Genomic DNA, 17020 nt, shown 5'->3' with positions numbered 1-17020 from the left:
CACGCGCAAGGAGCCGGGCATGTTCCGACCCAAACTGTTGTTCACCAGCCTCGCCGCACTCGCCCTCGGAGCCTGCGCCCCGCAGGATCCGCAAGCCGTCACTTCGGCGGCCATCGCCAAGCAGGTGATCCTGCCGACCTACAGCCGCTGGGTCGAAGCCGACCGCCAGCTGGCCGCCAGTGCCCTGGCCTTCTGCGAAGGCAAGGAATCGCTGGACAAGGCCCGTACCGACTTCCTCAGCGCACAGAAGGCCTGGGCCGAGCTGCAACCGCTGCTGGTCGGTCCTCTGGCCGAAGGCAACCGCCCATGGCAGGTGCAGTTCTGGCCCGACAAGAAGAACCTGGTCGGGCGTCAGGTCGAGCAGCTGGTCAACGGCGACAAGCCGGTCGACGCGCAGACCCTGGGCAAATCCAGCGTCGTGGTGCGCGGTCTGTCGGCCTACGAGTACATTCTCTTCGACAGCAAGCCGGACGTTGCCAGCGCCGAACAGAAGGCCCGCTACTGCCCGCTGCTGGTGGCCATCGGCGAGCACCAGAAGGGGTTGGCCGAAGAGATCCTCAAGGGCTGGAACAGCACCGACGGCATGCTCTCGCAGATGACCAAGTTCCCCAACCAGCGCTACGCCGACTCCCACGAGGCCATCGCCGACCTGCTGCGCGCCCAGGTCACCGCGCTGGACACCCTGAAGAAGAAGCTCGGCGCGCCGATGGGCCGGCAGAGCAAGGGTTACGTGCAACCGATGCAGGCCGAAGCCTGGCGCAGCCACGCTTCGATGAAGAGCCTGGAGGCCAGCCTCAAGGCGGCCCAGGCGGTCTGGCAAGGGGTCGACAACAAAGGCCTGCGCGGTCTGTTGGGCAAAGACCAGGACGCCTTGGCCAAACGGATCGACGAGGCCTACGCCAATTCGATCAAGCTGCTCGAAGCCAACCAGAAGAACCTCGACGAACTGCTCGCCGACGACGCCGGCAAGCAGACCTTGAACCAGATCTACGACAGCCTCAACGTGGTCCATCGCCTGCACGAAGGCGAGCTGGCCAAAGCGCTGAACATTCAACTCGGCTTCAATGCCAACGACGGTGACTGACCATGTTGCGACGCCAGGCCCTGAAACTCGGTAGCGCCCTGCTCGGCGCCCTCAACCTGAGCGGCTGGAGCCTGTCGCGCCGCCGCGGCAGCCCGGCGCTGCTGCTGTCGGCCCGCGACGACGGCGATGGCAAGCACTACGCCGTCGGCTATCGGCTCGACGGCAGCCAGGTGTTCGCCACCCCCGTGGGCCAGCGTTGCCATGCGATCCTCAACCACCCGACCCGGCCGCTGGCACTGTTCGTCGCCCGCAGGCCCGGCACCGAGAGCTACCTGATCGACCTGCGTGACGGGCGTCTGGTGCAGACCGTCACGTCGCAACCCAACCGGCATTTCTACGGCCACGCGGTGCTGCACAAGGACGGCGAGTGGCTGTACGCCACCGAGAACGACACCACCGACCCCGGTCGTGGCGTGCTCGGTGTCTACCGTTTCGAGGGCGAGCGTCTGGTGCACAGCGGCGAGCTGTCGACCCACGGCATCGGGCCGCACGAGCTGGCCTGGATGCCCGACGGGGAGACCCTGGTGGTGGCCAATGGCGGCATCCGTACCGAGGCCGAAAGCCGGGTCGAGATGAACCTCGACGCCATGCAGCCGAGCCTGGTGCTGATGCGCCGCGACGGTACCCTGCTCAGCCAGGAGACCCTGAGCCAGTCGATGAACAGCGTGCGCCACCTGGCCATCGGCCAGGACGGCACCATCGTCGCCTGCCAGCAATTCATGGGCGGCAGCGAGGAAACCGCCGAGCTGCTGGCGATCAAGCGTCCGGGCCAGCCTTTCCAGGCTTTCCCGGTGCCGGAGGCGCAGTTGCAGAACATGGCGCAGTACACCGCCAGCGTGGCCATCCACGATGAGCTGCGCCTGGTGGCGCTGACCGCGCCGCGGGCCAACCGTCTGTTCATCTGGGACCTGGACACCGCAGCGGTGCGCCTGGACGCGCCGATGCCCGACTGCGCTGGCGTGGGCGCGGTGCCCGACGGCTTCGTGGTCACCTCGGGGCAGGGCCGCTGCCGGCTGTACGATTGCCGCAAGCCGACCCTGGTGGGCCAGCCGCTGGAGTTGCCGTCGGGGTTGTGGGACAACCATTTGCACTTGGTCTAGCGTTCGTTGACGGGATGGTTCGGCACGCATCGATCCTGGGTTGTTTGCGTGGCGGCCACTGGGCCGGCTTCGCCGCCCATCGCGACTAAAGTCGCTCCCACAAGGTCCCTGCAGGAGCGGCCGGCGCTCCGGCGGCCACTCCTGCACGACTCATCGGAGCGCCGAACCGGTCGCCCCTACACCCTGTCGCACCATGGCCTGCGTTGGTTATACTGCCCGGCTTTCCCGAACGAATGCCTAAGGGTCCCGCCGCGCATGGATAAGACCTACCAGCCGCACGCCATCGAATCTTCCTGGTACACCACCTGGGAATCCGAAAACTACTTCGCCCCGCAAGGTGCAGGCGAGTCGTACACCATCATGATCCCGCCGCCGAACGTCACCGGCAGCCTGCACATGGGTCACGGTTTCAACAACGCCATCATGGACGCCCTGATCCGCTTCCGCCGCATGCAGGGTCGCGACACCCTGTGGCAGCCCGGCACCGACCACGCCGGCATCGCCACGCAAATGCTGGTGGAGCGTCAGATCGAGGCCCAAGGGCAGAACCGTCACGACCTCGGCCGCGAAGCCTTCCTCGACAAGATCTGGGAATGGAAAGCGCAGTCCGGTGGCAACATCAGCCGGCAGATCCGTCGTCTGGGTTCGTCCGTGGACTGGAGCCGCGAGCGCTTCACCATGGACGACGGCCTGTCCGAAGCGGTCAAGGAAGCCTTCGTGCGCCTGCACGAAGACGGCCTGATCTACCGCGGCAAGCGCCTGGTGAACTGGGACACCAAGCTGCACACGGCGATCTCCGACCTCGAAGTGGAAAACCACGACGAGAAGGGCCACCTGTGGAACCTGCGCTACCCGCTGGCCGACGGTGCCACCACCGCCGACGGCAACGCCTACCTGGTGGTCGCCACCACCCGTCCGGAAACCCTGCTGGGCGACGCCGCCGTGGCGGTCAACCCGCACGACGAACGCTATCAGGCGCTGATCGGCAAATTCGTCGAGCTGCCCCTGGTCGGGCGCCGGATCCCGATCGTCGCCGACGACTACTGCGACCCTGCGTTCGGCACCGGCTGCGTGAAGATCACCCCGGCCCACGACTTCAACGACTATGAGGTCGGCAAGCGGCACAACCTGCCGCTGCTCAACATCTTCGACAAGAACGCCTGCGTGCTCGCCGCCGCCCAGGCCTTCAACCTCGACGGTCGTCTCAACGAAACGGTCGATACCGCCCTGCCCGCCGCCTACGCCGGCCTCGACCGCTTCGCCGCGCGCAAGCAGATCGTCGCCGACCTCGACGCCCAGGGCCTGCTGGTCGGCGTCGACGACCACGCCTTGAAAGTGCCCAAGGGCGACCGCTCCGGCACCGTCATCGAGCCGTGGCTGACTGACCAGTGGTACGTTTCCACCAAACCGCTGGCAGAGCCTGCCATCGCCGCCGTGGAAGACGGGCGTATCGAGTTCGTGCCCAAGCAATACGAGAACATGTACTTCTCCTGGATGCGCGACATCCAGGACTGGTGCATCAGCCGCCAGCTGTGGTGGGGCCACCGCATCCCGGCCTGGTACGACGAGTCGGGCCGCGTCTACGTCGGCCGCGACGAAGCCGAAGTGCGGGCCAAGCACAACCTGGGCAGCGACATCGCGCTGCGCCAGGACGACGACGTGCTCGACACCTGGTTCAGCTCGGGGCTGTGGACCTTCTCCACCCTCGGCTGGCCGGAGCAGACCGAATTCCTGAAGAAATTCCATTCCACCGATGTGCTGGTCACAGGCTTCGACATCATCTTCTTCTGGGTCGCCCGGATGATCATGCTGACGATGCATCTGGTGAAGAACGAAGACGGCACCCCGCAGGTGCCGTTCAAGACCGTGTACGTGCACGGCCTGGTGCGCGACGGCCAGGGCCAGAAGATGTCCAAGTCCAAGGGCAACGTGCTCGACCCGCTGGACATCGTCGACGGCATCACCCTCGACGCCCTGCTGGAAAAACGCACCAGCGGCCTGATGCAGCCCAAGCTCGCCGAGAAGATCGCCAAGCAGACCAAGGCCGAGTTCCCCGAGGGCATCGCCAGCTACGGCACCGACGCGCTGCGTTTCACCTTCTGCTCGCTGGCCTCCACCGGCCGCGACATCAAGTTCGACATGGGCCGTGTCGAGGGCTACCGCAACTTCTGCAACAAGATCTGGAACGCCGCCCGCTACGTGCTCGACAAAGGCGAGGACTGCGGCCAGAACGGCGAAGCCTACGAGTTGTCGCTGGCAGACCGCTGGATCATCTCGCAGCTGCAGCGCACCGAAGCCGAAGTGACCCGCCAGCTGGAGCAGTTCCGCTTCGACCTGGCCAGCCAGGCCCTGTACGAGTTCATCTGGAACCAGTATTGCGACTGGTACCTGGAGCTGTCCAAACCGGTGCTGTGGGACGAAAACGCCCCGGCCGAGCGCGCCCGCGGCACGCGTCGCACACTGGTGCGGGTACTCGAAGTCGCGTTGCGCCTGGCGCATCCGTTCATGCCGTTCATCACCGAAGAAATCTGGCAGCGCATCGCGCCGCTGGCCGGCGTGCAAGGCAAGACCATCATGCTGCAACCCTGGCCGGTGGCGGTCGATGAGCGTATCGACAGCGCCGCCGAAGGCGACATCGAGTGGCTCAAGGAACTGATGGTCGGCCTGCGCAACATCCGCGCGGAAATGAACATCGGCCCTGGCAAGCCGCTGCCGTTGTTCCTCAAGAACGCCAACGCCGACGACCAGCGCCGTTTGCAGGAAAACGAAGCGCTGCTCAAGAAGCTGGCCAAGGTCGAGTCCTTCACCGTACTCGGCGAGGCCGACGAGGCGCCGCTGTCGGCCACTGCGCTGGTAGGCGACCTGCAAGTGCTGGTGCCGATGGCCGGGCTGATCGACAAGGACGCAGAACTGGCGCGCCTGAACAAGGAAATCCAGCGCCTGCAAGGCGAAGTGCAGCGCGTGGGCGGCAAGCTGTCCAACGCCGCCTTCGTCGACAAGGCGCCACCGGCGGTGATCGACAAGGAACGCGCGAAGCTGGCCGAAGCCGAACAGGCCCTGGCCAACTTCACCGAGCAGCACGCACGCATCGCCGCGCTGTAACGCTCACCGACGTGCTGGGCGCCGCCTAGGCAGCGCCTTATCGCACACGCGGGGCAAGCCCGCTGTCGTTGCCCTTCCGGGCGCGGCAGCCGGCTTGCCCCGCGCTGTTTCACAGGACCGACCATGACCGACAGACCCACGCTGCACCCGCGCAACCGCCACCAGGGCCGTTACGACTTCCCGGCGCTGATCGAGGCCCACCCGGACCTGGCGCGCTTCACCCTGACCAACCCGTACGGCAAGCCGAGCATCGACTTCGCCAACCCTGAGGCGGTGCGGGTGTTCAACCGCGCGCTGCTCAAGGCCCAGTACGGCATCCAGCACTGGGACATCCCCGCGCAGTACCTATGCCCGCCGATCCCCGGCCGCGCCGACTACGTGCATGTGGCCGCCGATCTCCTGACCGGCGACCTGGGTGGCGAGATACCCCGCGGCGCGCAGGTCCGCGCGCTGGACATCGGCGTCGGCGCCAACTGCATCTACCCGTTGCTGGGCCACAGCGACTACCGCTGGCGCTTCGTCGGCTCGGACATCGACCCGGTGGCGCTGGCCTCGGCCAAGGCCATCGTCCAGGCCAACGGATTGGGCAAAGCCATCAGCCTGCGCGCGCAGAAGGACGCCAAGGCCATCCTCGGCGGGCTGTTGCACGCCGACGAGCGTTTCGAGCTGACGCTGTGCAACCCACCGTTCCACAGCTCGCGTGAGGAGGCCACGCGCGGCAGTGCGCGCAAGTGGAAAAGCCTGGGCAAGCAGGACCCCAAACGCACCCTGCCGGTGCTCAACTTCGGCGGGCAGAACAACGAGCTGTGGTGCACGGGTGGCGAAATCCGCTTCGTGACTCAGTTGATCGACGAGAGCAAGGCGTGCGCGGCTCAGGTGCTGTGGTTCACCACCCTGGTGTCCAAGGCCAGCAATCTGCCTGCCATCGAAGCGGCGCTGAACAAGGCGGGCGTGGCGGCTCGCCAGATGGTGGAGATGGGCCAGGGGCAGAAGCGCAGCCGCATGGTGGCGTGGAGTTTCCATGACGCACCGGCGCGGCGGGCCTGGCTCGGTCGGCCTGGCAAATCCCAGGCATGAAAAAGCCGCGCCCGGCAGCCGGGCGCGGCTCTCATGGCGTCGACAATTACTTGTTGACGGCGTCGGTCAGGCCTTTGGCAGGTACGAACTTGACGACTTTCTTGGCCGCGATTTCGATGGCCTTGCCAGTCGATGGGTTACGACCGGTACGGGCAGGACGCTCGGAGACTTTCAGCTTGCCGATGCCTGGCAGGGTGATTTCGGCGCCGTTTTCCAGTTGGTCGGCAACGATCTGGCCCAGTTGCTCCAGTGCGTGCTTGGCGGTGGTTTTCGGCGCATCGATCGCTTCGGCGATGTCGGCAATCAGTTGGTCTTTGGTCAAAGCCATGGTGGATTCCTTAACTAAAAAATCAATGGTTGAGCAGCGTGGCAGGTACGTATCCAGCTGCTGCAGACAGTCTCGAGGGCAGCGCCAATCGGGTATGTAGATACACGAAAAAGCGATTGGTTCGACACGCCGCGCGCTGACTGCCAGCAATGCGCCAGCCTATGGGGCGCAAGAACGCGCAAAACTAACACAGGCTGTCGTCAAATTCCCCTGGAGAGGTAGGTTTTGCTCAGGTTTTTCAGGGGTTTGCGTGAAAAAACAGGCGTTTTGCGTAAAAAATGTACAGAGGCCATTTACGCCAGCCTGCGGCCACTGCGTCACGGCGTCCCTGGGTTAAACTCACCCCTTTGTCGCGCAGGCACAGCCTGCCCCTTCACATCGAGAGTTTCATGCCAATCCGACACTGCATCGTTCACCTGATCGACAAGAAGCCCGATGGCACGCCCGCCGTGCTCCATGCCCGAGAGGCCGAGCTCAGCGCCTCGGAGGCCATCGAACACCTGTTGAGCGACCTCAACGACAGCTACAACGCCAAGCAAGGCAAAGCCTGGGGGTTGTTCCACGGCGAATCCGGCGCCTACCCGTTCAGCGGCTGGCTCAAAGGCTACCTGGACGACGAGCAGGACTTCACCGCCTTCACCCGCACGGCGGTCGAACACCTGCAGAAGCTGATGGAAGAGTCCAACCTCTCCACCGGCGGCCACGTGCTGTTCGCCCACTACCAACAAGGCATGACCGACTACCTGGCCATCGCCCTGCTGCACCACAGCGAAGGCGTGGCGGTGAACGCCGAACTCGACGTCACCCCCTCGCGCCATCTGGATCTGAGCCAACTGCACCTGGCCGCGCGGATCAACCTGTCGGAGTGGCGCAACAACCCCAACTCCAAGCAGTACATCTCGTTCATCAAGGGCAAGAACGGCAAGAAGGTGTCCGACTACTTCCGCGACTTCATCGGCTGCCAGGAAGGCGTCGACGGCCCCGGCGAAACCCGCACCCTGCTCAAGGCCTTCAGCGATTTCGTGGAAAGCGAGGACATGGCCGAGGAAGTGGCGCGGGAGAAGACCCAGACCCTGGTCGAGTACGCCACCAGCCAGACCAAGCAAGGCGAGCCGGTCACCCTCGACGAGCTGTCCAGCCTGATCGACGAAGATCGCCCGCGGGCCTTCTTCGAGCACATCCGCAACAAGGACTACGGCCTGTCGCCGGAGATTCCTGCCGATAAACGCACGCTCAACCAGTTCCGCCGCTTCACTGGCCGTGCCGAGGGGCTGTCGATCAGCTTCGAAGCGCACTTGCTGGGTTCGAAGGTGGAATACGACGAAGAAGCCGGCACCCTGGTGATCAAGGGCCTGCCGACGCAGCTTATCGATCAGCTCAAGCGTCGCAAGGAGTGAGCGCCACACCCTGGTAGCTGGCGACCAGGGTTTCCTTGGCCGACTTGCGCAGCTTCTTCACCAGGCGTTCTTGGCGCAGGGCTTCGGACTTGTCGGGCCATCGCTCGACATACACCAGCGCCTGCGCCGGGCTGGTCTTGAAGTAGCGCGCGCCCTGCCCTTTCTGGTGGCGCAGAAAGCGCCGCTGGGGGTCGTCGCTGATGCCGCAATACAACGAGCCGTTGGCGGCGCGGACCAGATAGACGTACCAGGGTTTGCTTGCCGGTACAGGCAATTGTTCACTCACGACGCTCGTTCTTCCCATCATTAGTTTGGTGAGCCCACCACAAGAGGGCTTCACCATGTTCCGTACAGTATCCCGATGGATCGCCTGCGCCGGCCTGTCCACCCTTGCCGTCGGCGCGCACGCCGAATCCGGTGCGCAAGTGGCCGAACGCATGCAGAACAACTTCGACGCCACGCCGGCACGCTGCGACGGCAACGCCGTTCCGGCCCATGTCTGTTCCGGCGTGCTGATCCGCGCCACCAAACCGTCGCCGAGCTACCACACCTGGCACCACAGCCCCAACACCAAGCTCAAGGGCGGCTTGTCGTTCTCCTACCTGCGAGCCGACCTGCCCGTGACGGCGCTGGCGGCCGATGCGCGCAGTGGCTTCACTCTATACCCGCAAGCCCAACGCCCCGAACACACGCTGCCCTACAGCGTGCTCTGCGCATGGCCCACCGACGGCGACAGCTGGACCCGCAACGGCAATGGCTGCGGCGACAACGAGCAGACCACCCATCGCGAGCAGGCCTGTCACGAACAGGGCGTGCACACCGCCGAGGATTGGATCGCGCGCTTCCGTCAGACCGGCGACTACAAGCAGCAGTGCGCGTTCGACACACGTTATACCCGCGTCCCCGGTCGCGACGAGGCCTTCAACCAGAGCCTGCGCACTCAGCACCTGTACGCCCGTGAACTGCCGTTCGCCTGGAACGAGTTGATCCTCAACGCCTGGAAGGAGGAGGAAGCGGACCGGCTGCCGATCCAGTCCTTCTTCTACATCGCCGACATGCCCGACGCACTGGAGCAAGCCCAGGCCGATCAACGGGATTGGCATGCCACGTACGGGCAAGTCATTCCCGTGATCAGAATCGAGCTGGCTCGTTCGACGGCGCAATACACCCGCTTCAGTTACAAAGACGCCGACCAGGCCGTCGCTGCGCGTTGAGCACGCTTACCTCACCTGAAAGGCGCGCAGGCCTCGCAAGGCCTGCGCGCGCACTTTGTCACGCAACATGGGCGACCATCCCAGCAGCCAGCCGGGCGCCCCCAAGGCCTGGCGCGACCAACGCCAGAAATCGAAGCTGTCTTGGTGTCGGCAGATCAAACCGTCGCGGAAGCTGAAGCGTGCTTGGCAATCGTTGACCACCAGGCGCCGTTTCGGCCCGAATCGATAGCGCGCCAGCCAATGGGCCTGGCCCTGCTCGGCATCGGCAGCGACCTGATCGACGCTCACCTGCAGCTGTTCGGCGCGGCCTACCAGCATGCGCCACATGTCCCCGGCGTCCTGGCCCTGCAAGCGGCCGAACACCGGGTCGTCGAACACGACGTCATCGCTGTAACAGGCGATCATGGCCTCGGCGTCGCAACGCTCGAAGGCCTGGTAGAAGCGCTCGATCAGGGCGCGGTGGGTGTCGGTCATGGCAAGGTCCTGGCGGGGCTCGGGAAGCGCACGATAATCCCTCGTGCGCGCCGATGCCATGCCCCTGTGCAGCGGCCGGCCACGCTACACGCGCTCGCTGACCGCCTGCACGTGCAACGCCCGCCCGGCCTTGAGGCCGAAGCCGATCGCGCCCAGGCCCAGGCCCGCGAAGATCCAGCCGACGGCGGCCCAGCCGTCGGTGAAATCGTGCACCAGGCCTACGGCGAACGGGCCCATCGACGCCAAGGTGTAGCCCACCCCCTGGGACATGCTCGACAGGTTCGACGCCACGTGAGCGTCCTTGGAACGCAGTACGATCAACGTCAGTGCCAGGGCGAAGGTACCGCCCTGCCCCAGGCCCAGCAGCACGGCCCAGCTCCACAGCCCGGACAGCGGCGCGTACAGGCAGCCGAACAGCCCGCCCAGGGTCATCAGCATCACCAGCACGATGGCCAGACGCTGATCCTTGCCACGGGTCGCCAACCAGGGTGCGCCGAGCGAGCTGACCAGTTGCACGATGACCGAACCGGACAGCACCAGGCCCGCCTGGGTCGGGCTCAGCCCGCGCCCGATGAGGATCGACGGCAACCAGCCGAACACGATGTAGGCCAGCGACGACTGCAAGCCCATGTACAACGTGACCTGCCAGGCCAAGGGATCGCGCCACAGCCCGCGCACACGATAGGCGACCTTGTGCAGGCCGTGCCCATGGCGTGCCTGGGGCGACCAGACCAGCATGGCCACCAGCGCCGGCACCAGCCATATGCCCAGGCCGACTGCCCAGCTGTCGGCGAAATAATGGCTGATCGGCACGCTCGCACCCGCCGCCAGGGCCGCGCCCAGGCACAGGGCCATGGTGTAGACGCCCATCAGAGTGCCGGCCTGCTTGGGAAAGTCGCGTTTGACGATACCCGGTAACAAGACGCCGATGATGCCGATACTGGCGCCGGCCAGCAGGCTGCCGACGAACAGACCGGCCACGCCCAACGTGCTGCGCAGCAGGATGCCGATGGCCAAGGTCAGCAGGATGCCGAGAATCACCCGTTCGGCGCCGAAGCGCCGGGCCAGGCGCGGCGCCAACGGCGCGAACAGGCCCAGGCAGAGTACCGGCAAGGTGGTCAGCAGCCCGGCGGACGAGGCGCTCAGGCCCAGGCGCTCGCTCACCTGGCCCAGCAGCGGCGACAGGCTCGACAGCGCCGGTCGCAGGTTCAGCGCCACCAGCACCAGGCCCAACAACAGCAGCCAGGCGCGCTGTGTGGGGGGTGGAGCCTGTTGCACCTGGGCGTCGTCGACTTCGGCGTCGATCAGCAGGTCGTCGAGCTCGCCGGGGTGGCGAACGTTTGCAGCGGTCGTTGCGGTGTTCATGGCGGTACTCGCTCAGGATTCGATCAGATCGCGGCTCAGGCGCTTGGCCCGCTCCGGGTCGCGCTGGGTGAGCGCGTCGAGAATCTGCTCGTGCAGATCGAAGGTGTGTTGGCAGCGCGCGGTATGGCTCATGTTGTGCTCGACGGCAGCGCGCACCAGGCCGGAGAAGTAACGGTACAGCTCGCTCAACGCCGGGTTGTGCGCGGCGTCCACCAGACGCTGGTGGAAGACCATGTCGGCCTCCAGGTACGCCTGCAGGTCGCCATGAAAATGCGCGCCGCTCTGGGTCAAGGCTTGTCGAAGCCCTTGCAGATCGGCCTCGGTGCAACGCTGCGCGGCCAGACCGATGGCCTCGGCTTCGAGGATGTGCCGCGCTTCGCGGGCGTGGTCAACGGAGCAACGCGACAACGCCAGGACCGCCTGCAGCGGGTCTTGCACGGTGCGAAGGTAGCTGCCGTCCCCCTGGCGTATCTCGATCAGGCCGCTGAAGGCCAGTACGCGCATGGCTTCGCGCACCGTGTTGCGGCTGATGCCCAGCTCTTGGGCCAGCTCCGGCTCGGTGGGCAGGCGCTCGCCCACGGACCAGTCGCCAGCGGCGATGCGGGCCCGTAGTTGCTCGACGGCTTGCAGGACCAGGGAGCGTTTGACGATCAAAGACATAGGGTCAACCAGTCATCGGATGAATTTTCGTAAGCGGCACGATAGATGTTTGTGACTGGGTAGGCAAGCGCTGATTACCTGTAGGGCGGCCAGCCGAGGCTCTCGGGCAGCCGCAGGGCTGGCGCAGCCGCTCTGATCCAGACCAACCATTCCCGCTTCAAAAACGCAGCGTCTGGATTGGGCCTGCGTCGCAGGCCATCGCGGCTTAAGCCGCTCCTACATGGGGCTGCGATTCCCTGTTGAAGCCGCTTCTATATGGGTTCGCGATTTCCTGTAGGAGCGGCTTCAGCCGCGATGGCCTGCAACGCAGGCCCAGCACGGGCGCTGCGTTTCTTCGGATAAATCGCGGTAGCCGTGTCAGGCGCTGCGGTATGCCAGGAAAGCGGTGATCTGAACTGGGCCCACGCGCACGTCAGACCAGAGCGTCGAGCAACGCCTCGTTCATCTCCGGGGTGCCGACAGTGATGCGCAGGAACTGGGCGATCCGCGCTTGCTTGAAGTGCCGCACGATCACGCCCTGCTCGCGCAGACGCGCGGCCAGCTCTGCGGCATCCTGCTGCGGATGGCGCACGAAGATGAAGTTGGCCGCCGAGGGCAACACCTCGAAGCCCTTGGCCTCGAGTTGCGCTGCCAGGTGTTCGCGGCTGTCGATGACCTTCTGCCGGGTGGCATCGAAGTATTCGCGGTCGTCGAAGGCGGCGCTGGCGCCGGCGATGGCGACACGGTCCAGAGGGTAGGAATTGAAGCTGTTCTTGATCCGCTCCAAGGCCTCGATCAGGTCGGGGTGCCCCACCGCCAACCCTACTCGCAACCCGGCCAGCGAACGGGATTTGGACAGGGTCTGGGTCACCAGCAGGTTGTCGAAGCGCGACACCAGACCGATGGCGCTGTCGCCGCCGAAATCGATGTAGGCCTCGTCCACCACAACCAGCGAATCGGGATGCGCGGTGAGCAGCGCTTCCACGGCGTCCAGCGGCAGCAGGCAACCGGTCGGCGCGTTTGGGTTAGGGAAGATGATGCCGCCATTGGGCCGGGCGTAGTCGGCGATGCGGATCTGGAACTGCTCGTCCAGCGGCACCTGCTCGTAAGCGATACCATACAACCCGCAGTACACCGGGTAGAAGCTGTAGCTGATGTCGGGGAACAGCAACGGCGCGTCGTGCTGCAACAGGCCGTGGAAGATGTGCGCCAGCACCTCGTCCGAGCCGTTGCCGACGAACACCTGCGCGGTCTCGACACCGTAGTGGTCGGCCACCGCTCGCTTGAGGCGGTCGCTGTTCGGGTCGGGGTACAGGCGCAGGTCGTCGTTCAGCTCGGCGGTCATGGCAGCCAGGGCCTTGGGCGACGGGCCGTAGGGGTTTTCGTTGGTGTTGAGCTTGACCAGGCGGGTCAGCTTGGGCTGCTCGCCCGGCACGTAAGGCACCAGGTCCTTGACGAAGGGGCTCCAGAATCGACTCATGTTCAGTTCCCCTTGGCTTGGTCGAGGATGCGGTATTCGGCGCTGCGCGCGTGGGCGGTCAGCGACTCGCCACGGGCCAGGACCGAAGCGGTCTGGCCGAGTTCGGACGCGCCCTGCTCGGAACAGAAGATGATCGAAGAACGCTTCTGGAAGTCATAGACACCCAGCGGCGAGGAAAAGCGCGCCGTGCCCGAGGTGGGCAGGACGTGGTTGGGGCCTGCGCAGTAGTCGCCCAAGGCCTCGCTGGTGTGGCGGCCCATGAAGATCGCGCCGGCGTGGCGAATCTGCGGCAGCCAGGCCTGTGGGTCAGCCACCGACAATTCCAGGTGTTCCGGGGCAATGCGGTTGGCCACGTCGATGGCCTGCTGCATGTCGCGCACCTGGATCAAGGCGCCACGGCCGTTGATGGACTTTTCGATGATCTCGGCGCGTTCCATGGTAGGCATCAGCTTGTCGATGCTGGCGGCCACCCGATCGAGGAAATCGCCATCGGGGCTGACCAGAATGGCCTGGGCGTCTTCGTCGTGCTCGGCCTGGGAGAACAGGTCCATGGCGATCCAGTCCGGGTCGGTCTGGCCATCGCACAGCACGAGGATCTCCGAAGGCCCGGCGATCATGTCGATGCCGACCTGGCCGAACACGTGACGCTTGGCGGTGGCGACGTAGATGTTGCCGGGGCCGACCACCTTGTCCACCTGCGGCACGCTTTCGGTGCCATAGGCCAGGGCAGCCACGGCCTGGGCACCCCCGATGGTGAACACGCGGTCGACACCGGCGATGCAGGCAGCGGCCAGGACCAGCTCGTTGACTTCGCCGCGCGGCGTCGGCACCACCATCACCACTTCACCCACACCCGCCACCTTGGCCGGAATGGCGTTCATCAGCACCGAAGACGGATAGGACGCCTTGCCGCCGGGCACGTACAGCCCGGCGCGGTCCAACGGCGTGACTTTCTGCCCCAGCACCGTGCCGTCGGCCTCGGTGTACTGCCAGGAGTCCTGCTTCTGCCGCTCGTGGTAGAGGCGCACGCGCTCGGCGGCTTTCTCCAGGGCGGTGCGTTGGGCGGGGGAAATGCGCGTCAGCGCCAGTTCCAGGCGCGCGCGGTCGAGGATCAGGTCGGCCATGTGCTGCGCCTGCACACCGTCGAAGCGCTGGGTATATTCCACCAGCGCCGCGTCGCCGCGCTCGCGTACGCCTTTGATGATGTCCAGAACGCGCTGGTTGACCGCGTCATCGGAAACACTTTCCCAGCTCAGCAGATGGTCCAGATGGCGAGCGAAGTCGGCATCGGCAGCGTTGAGACGGGCAATTGCAGTAGACACGGTCATGACGTGGACCTCGAGTGAGTGACGGATGGTCAGGCGCCCAACGCTACCGTCCCTCCACGCGGGCGCCTGACGAAAAGGACGTTGACGCGCAGGGACGGGCGCGACCTGCAAGTCGCGCGGCGATCAGCCGCGGTGTCGCGACTCGACCGCCTGACGCAGGGCGTCGATCAGGCTCTGGATGCGCCCGTGCTGCATCTTCATGGAGGCTTTGTTGACCACCAGACGCGAGCTGATGGTTGCGATCAACTCCTGTGGCTCCAGGCCATTGGCGCGCAGCGTATTACCGGTATCGACCACGTCGATGATCTTGTCGGCGAGGTTGATCAAGGGTGCCAGCTCCATGGAACCGTACAGCTTGATGATGTCGACCTGGCGGCCCTGCTCGGCGTAGTAGCGCTTGGCGACGTTGACGAACTTGGTGGCCACGCGCAGGCGCCCTTTGGGTTCGGCGGCGCCCACGGCGCCTGCGGTCATCAGCTTGCACTGGGCGATCTGCAGGTCGAGCGGTTCGTACAGGCCCTGCCCGCCGTATTCCATCAGCACGTCCTTGCCGGCCACGCCCAGATCGGCCGCGCCATGTTCGACGTAGGTCGGCACGTCGGTGGCGCGCACGATGAGCAGGCGCACGTCGTCCTGGGTGGTGGGAATGATCAGCTTGCGGCTCTTGTCCGGATTCTCGGTCGGCACGATGCCGGCCTCTGCCAGCAATGGCAGGGTGTCGTCGAGGATACGGCCTTTGGATAGCGCGATGGTCAGCATGGAAAACGTCGTTCCTTAAGCGGCTGCTGCCGGCCAGGCCCTCAGGCCCGACCGTCTTCGATTCGGCTGGCGCGTCCCTGCGCCAAGACAGACTAGCCCGGCACGCGACGGATCTTCGCGCCCAGCATCTGCAGTTTTTCTTCGATGCACTCGTAACCACGGTCGATGTGGTAGATGCGGTCGATCAACGTGTCGCCCTCGGCGACCAGCGCCGACAGCACCAGGCTGGCCGAAGCGCGCAGGTCGGTGGCCATGACCGGCGCACCCTTGAGCTGCGGCGTGCCGGTGACGATGGCGGTGTTGCCTTCGACCTGGATCTGCGCGCCCATGCGGTGCATTTCGTAGACGTGCATGAAACGGTTTTCGAAGATCGTCTCGATCACCGCGCCGGTACCTTCGGCGATGGCGTTGAGCGAGATGAACTGCGCCTGCATGTCGGTCGGGAACGCCGGGTACGGCGCGGTCCGCAGGTTGACGGCCTTGGGCCGCTTGCCGTGCATGTCGAGGCTGATCCAGTCGGCACCGGTTTCGATTTCGGCGCCCGCTTCCTTGAGCTTTTCCAGCACCGCTTCGAGGATGGTCGGATCGGTGTCCTTGAGCTTGACGCGGCCGCCGGTCACGGCAGCGGCGACCAGGTAGGTGCCGGTCTCGATACGGTCGGGCATGACGCGATAAGTGGCCGAGTGCAGGCGTTCGACGCCATCGATGGTGATGGTGTCGGTGCCGGCGCCCTGGACGTTGGCGCCCATGGCATTGAGGAAGTTGGCCAGATCGACCACTTCCGGCTCGCGCGCCGAGTTCTGCAGCACGCTGCGACCGCGCGCCAGTGCGGCGGCCATCATGATGTTCTCGGTGCCGGTGACGCTCACGGTGTCGAAGAAGAAGTGCGCGCCGCGCAGACCGCCTTCCGGCGCCTTGGCCTTGATGTAGCCGCCTTCGACTTCGATGGTGGCGCCCATGGCTTCGAGGCCGCGGATATGCAGGTCGACCGGACGCGAACCGATGGCGCAGCCGCCCGGCAGCGCCACTTCGGCCTCGCCGAAACGCGCGACCATGGGACCGAGCACCAGGATCGAGGCGCGCATGGTCTTGACCAGCTCGTAGGGCGCGACCAGGGTCTTGATGGTGCGCGGGTCGATCTGCACGGCCAGCTTTTCGTCGATCACCGGCTCGATGCCCATGCGCCCGAACAGCTCGATCATGGTGGTGATGTCGTGCAGGTGCGGCAGGTTGCCGACCGTGACGGGCCCATCGGCCAGCAGCGTCGCGGCCAGAATCGGCAGGGCAGCGTTCTTCGCCCCGGAAATGCGGATCTCGCCATCGATGCGAGTGCCGCCAGTGATAATCAGTTTGTCCATTGGTGTCTCGCCGCCAAGTTGGCTCAGGTGCGCTCAGCCCAGGCTGCGCTGCTGAAAAATTTCATGGTGACCGCGTGGATGCTGCCGTCGGCGATCCAGGGGTTCAGGTGAGCGTAAATCGCTTGCTGACGCTTGACCGGGCTCTGGCCGGCCAGCTCGTCGCTGATCACGTTCAGCTGAAAGTTGCAGCCCTGGCCTTCCACTTCCACCAGGGTTCCGGGCAATTTCTGTTCAAGGAAGCTCTTAACGTCTACGGCCTGCATGCTCAACCTCAATCGGCGCCCAGTGCGCGGGGGTCGGCCATCATACAAAAAA

The 17020-nt window shown here is 65.4% G+C and carries 16 protein-coding genes; 6 read left to right on the top strand and 10 right to left on the bottom strand.

The window, feature by feature from the left end; translation table 11 throughout:
* The first annotated feature begins 19 nt into the window (after window positions 1–19).
* The 4 genes from AA0Z93_RS12735 (at window position 20) to rlmF (ending at window position 6363) form a co-directional block, all read left to right on the top strand.
* Window positions 20–1084, top strand: coding sequence for an imelysin family protein (locus tag AA0Z93_RS12735; protein WP_413048610.1), 1065 nt, complete (start codon window positions 20–22; stop codon window positions 1082–1084).
* Between the two features lie 2 nt (window positions 1085–1086).
* Window positions 1087–2184 carry a DUF1513 domain-containing protein gene (locus tag AA0Z93_RS12730; RefSeq protein ID WP_413048611.1) on the top strand — a complete coding sequence of 366 codons (1098 nt, stop codon included), beginning with the start codon at window positions 1087–1089 and terminating at the stop codon, window positions 2182–2184.
* A 255-nt stretch (window positions 2185–2439) separates the two neighbouring features.
* Window positions 2440–5286, top strand: a complete 2847-nt coding sequence (locus AA0Z93_RS12725) for a valine--tRNA ligase (RefSeq protein WP_413048612.1) — start codon at window positions 2440–2442, stop codon at window positions 5284–5286.
* A 123-nt stretch (window positions 5287–5409) separates the two neighbouring features.
* Window positions 5410–6363, top strand: a complete 954-nt coding sequence (gene rlmF, locus AA0Z93_RS12720) for a 23S rRNA (adenine(1618)-N(6))-methyltransferase RlmF (protein ID WP_413048613.1) — start codon at window positions 5410–5412, stop codon at window positions 6361–6363.
* A gap of 46 nt (window positions 6364–6409) precedes the next feature.
* On the opposite strand, the gene AA0Z93_RS12715 is transcribed toward rlmF, so the two are convergent.
* The gene (locus tag AA0Z93_RS12715) at window positions 6410–6691 is read right to left on the bottom strand and encodes an HU family DNA-binding protein (protein ID WP_296263191.1); all 282 of its coding nucleotides are present in this window, start codon (window positions 6689–6691) and stop codon (window positions 6410–6412) included.
* Between the two features lie 389 nt (window positions 6692–7080).
* Between AA0Z93_RS12715 and yejK the strand changes: the two genes are divergently transcribed.
* Window positions 7081–8088 carry a nucleoid-associated protein YejK gene (yejK, locus tag AA0Z93_RS12710; RefSeq protein WP_413048614.1) on the top strand — a complete coding sequence of 336 codons (1008 nt, stop codon included), beginning with the start codon at window positions 7081–7083 and terminating at the stop codon, window positions 8086–8088.
* Here the strand turns inward: yejK and AA0Z93_RS12705 are convergent.
* Complete coding sequence (locus AA0Z93_RS12705; RefSeq protein ID WP_413048615.1) at window positions 8069–8374, bottom strand: GIY-YIG nuclease family protein; 306 nt, start codon at window positions 8372–8374, stop codon at window positions 8069–8071. The genes yejK and AA0Z93_RS12705 overlap by 20 nt on opposite strands.
* A 55-nt stretch (window positions 8375–8429) precedes the next feature.
* Between AA0Z93_RS12705 and AA0Z93_RS12700 the strand changes: the two genes are divergently transcribed.
* Window positions 8430–9302, top strand: coding sequence for a hypothetical protein (locus AA0Z93_RS12700; protein WP_413048616.1), 873 nt, complete (start codon window positions 8430–8432; stop codon window positions 9300–9302).
* A gap of 6 nt (window positions 9303–9308) precedes the next feature.
* Here the strand turns inward: AA0Z93_RS12700 and AA0Z93_RS12695 are convergent, their stop codons facing one another.
* The 8 genes from AA0Z93_RS12695 to AA0Z93_RS12660 form a co-directional block, all read right to left on the bottom strand.
* Window positions 9309–9776, bottom strand: a complete 468-nt coding sequence (locus AA0Z93_RS12695; protein ID WP_413048617.1) for a nuclear transport factor 2 family protein — start codon at window positions 9774–9776, stop codon at window positions 9309–9311.
* 84 nt (window positions 9777–9860) lie between these two features.
* Window positions 9861–11141 carry a CynX/NimT family MFS transporter gene (locus tag AA0Z93_RS12690; protein WP_413048618.1) on the bottom strand — a complete coding sequence of 427 codons (1281 nt, stop codon included), beginning with the start codon at window positions 11139–11141 and terminating at the stop codon, window positions 9861–9863.
* Between the two features lie 12 nt (window positions 11142–11153).
* Window positions 11154–11801: a FadR/GntR family transcriptional regulator gene (locus tag AA0Z93_RS12685; RefSeq protein WP_413048619.1), complete on the bottom strand. Its 648-nt coding sequence runs from the start codon at window positions 11799–11801 to the stop codon at window positions 11154–11156.
* Window positions 11802–12213: 412 nt separating this feature from the next.
* Complete coding sequence (gene hisC, locus AA0Z93_RS12680) at window positions 12214–13260, bottom strand: histidinol-phosphate transaminase (protein WP_413048620.1); 1047 nt, start codon at window positions 13258–13260, stop codon at window positions 12214–12216.
* A 2-nt stretch (window positions 13261–13262) separates the two neighbouring features.
* Entirely contained in the window at window positions 13263–14588 is a 1326-nt protein-coding gene (hisD, locus tag AA0Z93_RS12675) for a histidinol dehydrogenase (RefSeq protein WP_413048621.1), read from the bottom strand.
* Between the two features lie 123 nt (window positions 14589–14711).
* The gene (gene hisG, locus AA0Z93_RS12670) at window positions 14712–15347 is read right to left on the bottom strand and encodes an ATP phosphoribosyltransferase (RefSeq protein WP_314488061.1); all 636 of its coding nucleotides are present in this window, start codon (window positions 15345–15347) and stop codon (window positions 14712–14714) included.
* A 92-nt stretch (window positions 15348–15439) separates the two neighbouring features.
* On the bottom strand, window positions 15440–16705 hold the full coding sequence (murA, locus tag AA0Z93_RS12665; protein WP_314488059.1) for a UDP-N-acetylglucosamine 1-carboxyvinyltransferase: 1266 nt from the start codon (window positions 16703–16705) through the stop codon (window positions 15440–15442).
* Between the two features lie 23 nt (window positions 16706–16728).
* The gene (locus tag AA0Z93_RS12660) at window positions 16729–16968 is read right to left on the bottom strand and encodes a BolA family protein (protein ID WP_296263173.1); all 240 of its coding nucleotides are present in this window, start codon (window positions 16966–16968) and stop codon (window positions 16729–16731) included.
* Window positions 16969–17020 lie beyond the last annotated feature (52 nt).

It is taken from the genome of Pseudomonas phoenicis, assembly GCF_047302395.1.
Lineage (GTDB): Bacteria > Pseudomonadota > Gammaproteobacteria > Pseudomonadales > Pseudomonadaceae > Aquipseudomonas.
Note: the sequence above shows the minus strand (reverse complement) of the source record. Positions and strands in the feature narration are given on the sequence as shown.

Excerpts from the sequence above, each read along its gene's own strand:
- AA0Z93_RS12730 (WP_413048611.1), top strand. The coding sequence starts at position 1,087 with ATGTTGCGACGCCAGGCCCTGAAACTCGGTAGCGCCCTGCTCGGCGCC.
- AA0Z93_RS12690 (WP_413048618.1), bottom strand. The coding sequence starts at position 11,141 with ATGAACACCGCAACGACCGCTGCAAACGTTCGCCACCCCGGCGAGCTC.
- hisC (WP_413048620.1), bottom strand. The coding sequence starts at position 13,260 with ATGAGTCGATTCTGGAGCCCCTTCGTCAAGGACCTGGTGCCTTACGTG.
- AA0Z93_RS12725 (WP_413048612.1), top strand. The coding sequence starts at position 2,440 with ATGGATAAGACCTACCAGCCGCACGCCATCGAATCTTCCTGGTACACC.
- AA0Z93_RS12700 (WP_413048616.1), top strand. The coding sequence starts at position 8,430 with ATGTTCCGTACAGTATCCCGATGGATCGCCTGCGCCGGCCTGTCCACC.
- AA0Z93_RS12715 (WP_296263191.1), bottom strand. The coding sequence starts at position 6,691 with ATGGCTTTGACCAAAGACCAACTGATTGCCGACATCGCCGAAGCGATC.
- AA0Z93_RS12735 (WP_413048610.1), top strand. The coding sequence starts at position 20 with ATGTTCCGACCCAAACTGTTGTTCACCAGCCTCGCCGCACTCGCCCTC.
- hisD (WP_413048621.1), bottom strand. The coding sequence starts at position 14,588 with ATGACCGTGTCTACTGCAATTGCCCGTCTCAACGCTGCCGATGCCGAC.
- AA0Z93_RS12660 (WP_296263173.1), bottom strand. The coding sequence starts at position 16,968 with ATGCAGGCCGTAGACGTTAAGAGCTTCCTTGAACAGAAATTGCCCGGA.
- AA0Z93_RS12695 (WP_413048617.1), bottom strand. The coding sequence starts at position 9,776 with ATGACCGACACCCACCGCGCCCTGATCGAGCGCTTCTACCAGGCCTTC.
- rlmF (WP_413048613.1), top strand. The coding sequence starts at position 5,410 with ATGACCGACAGACCCACGCTGCACCCGCGCAACCGCCACCAGGGCCGT.
- yejK (WP_413048614.1), top strand. The coding sequence starts at position 7,081 with ATGCCAATCCGACACTGCATCGTTCACCTGATCGACAAGAAGCCCGAT.
- hisG (WP_314488061.1), bottom strand. The coding sequence starts at position 15,347 with ATGCTGACCATCGCGCTATCCAAAGGCCGTATCCTCGACGACACCCTG.
- murA (WP_314488059.1), bottom strand. The coding sequence starts at position 16,705 with ATGGACAAACTGATTATCACTGGCGGCACTCGCATCGATGGCGAGATC.
- AA0Z93_RS12685 (WP_413048619.1), bottom strand. The coding sequence starts at position 11,801 with ATGTCTTTGATCGTCAAACGCTCCCTGGTCCTGCAAGCCGTCGAGCAA.